We start from the raw sequence: 1,771 nt of genomic DNA, 5'->3' as shown, positions 1-1,771 counted from the left end.
GCCTCCAGCCCGTCGCGCGCGACGCTCAGCCCGGCGGCCATGCGGTGCCCGCCCCCCTTGAGCAGGTGCCCCTCGGCGGCCAGCCGCTGGATCGCCGCGCCGAGATCGACGCCCGAAACCGACCGGCCCGAGCCCTTGCCCTCGTCGCCGTCCAGACCGATCACCACGGCGGGGCGGTTCGTCGCTTCCTTGAGGCGCGAGGCGACGATCCCGACAACGCCCGGATGCCAGCCTTCCCCGGCGGCCCAGACCAGCGGCGCGTCAAGGCCGCGCGCCTCGGCCTGCGCCAGCGCGGCGGCGCGCACCGACGCCTCCATATCGCGGCGTTCGGTGTTCAGCATGTCCAGCTTCTCGGCCATGCCGCGGGCCTCGGCCATGTCGTCTGTCGCCAGCAGCCGCGCGCCCAGATCGGCCCGGCCGACCCGCCCCCCGGCATTCACCCGCGGCCCCAGCACGAAGCCGAGGTGATGGGCGTTTGGCGCGCTGTCGAGCCGCGCGATGTCCGACAGGGCCACGAGCCCGGGCCGCACGCGGCGCGCGATCACCTTCAGGCCCTGTCGCACGAAGGCGCGGTTCACCCCCTTGAGCGGCGCCACGTCGGCCACCGTGGCCAGCGCCACAAGGTCCAGCATCGACATCAGGTCCGGGCCCTGACGGCCGCCGGCCCGCATCTGCCGCCCCGCCTCCACCAGCATCAGGAAAACCACCGCCGCCGCGCAAAGATGCCCCAGGTCGCCGGTTTCGTCCTGCCGGTTGGGGTTCACGACGGCCAGCGCCCCGGGCAGGGTCTCGCCGCCCATGTGGTGATCGAGGACGATCACGTCCGCGCCGTCGGCCGCCGCGATGGCGTCGTGGCTCAGGGTGCCGCAATCCACGCAGACGATCAGGTCGTGCCGCGCGGCAAGGTCCTGCATGGCCGGTGCGTTGGGGCCGTAGCCCTCGTCGATCCGGTCGGGCACGTACAGCGTCGCCTGGTGCCCTGCCTGCCGCAGCCAGTCGATGAGCAGCGCGGCCGACGCCCCCCCGTCCACGTCGTAATCCGCGAAGATCGCGATGCGCTGGCGCCGCGCCACCGCGTCGAGGAAACGCGCCGCCGCGTTTTCCATGTCGCGCAGGCCGCGCGGATCGGGCAGCAGGTCGCGCAGCGCCGGTTCGAGATAGGCCGGCGCCGCATCGGGCGGCACGCCCAACCGCGTGAGCGTCTGGCACAGCGGGCGGGGCAGGTCGGTGGCCTGCACCATTGCCTCGGCCAGCCGGTCGGCCTCGACCGACGGGCCGCACCAGCGCCGGCCGGTCAGCGACGCGGAGACGTCGAGGAAATCGGTCATGGCGCCCGGGCCATGACGGTGTCGGCGGTTCGGGCCTCGCAGAACTCGCCATGCAGGTGGGACACGGCCGCGCGATGCACGGCGTCGGGGTCGGGCGCCGGGCCTGTCGTGCCCATCCAGCCGGTATCGGCATTGCTGGCGAAGGCCGCGCAGGCGTCGTGCACCAGTTCCACCCCGAACCCGAGATTGGCCGCCATCCGCACCGTCGTCGAGACGCAATGCGGCGTGGTCAGCCCGCAGATCACAAGGTCGCGGATGCCCTCGCCGCGCAGGTGGTGCTCCAGCCCCGTGCCGATGAAGGCCGCGTTCACGGATTTTTCCAGAACCGGCTCATGGGGCAGGGGGGCGACCCGTGGCTTGAACGCGGTGCCGCCCGCCGCCGCGGACAGCGGGCTGCCCGGCGTGGCCGAGACATGGCGGACATGGATCGCGGGCGGCCCGGC

General features: G+C 73.6%; 2 protein-coding genes. Both read right to left on the bottom strand.

Annotation, left to right across the window (positions count from 1 at the left end; translation table 11 throughout):
- Positions 1–1,328: single-stranded-DNA-specific exonuclease RecJ (recJ, locus tag ACH107_RS32590; RefSeq protein ID WP_412509744.1), on the bottom strand; the 1,328-nt coding region annotated here is incomplete at its 3' end.
- Positions 1,325–1,771, bottom strand: a 447-nt coding sequence (locus tag ACH107_RS32585) for an isochorismatase family protein (RefSeq protein ID WP_412509743.1), incomplete at its 5' end; no start/stop codon positions are given. The genes ACH107_RS32585 and recJ, both read right to left, overlap by 4 nt.

The organism is Roseovarius halophilus (ex Wu et al. 2025) (assembly GCF_047086965.1).
The sequence above is the reverse complement of the archived record's forward strand: the minus strand, read 5'-3'. Positions and strand labels throughout refer to the sequence as shown.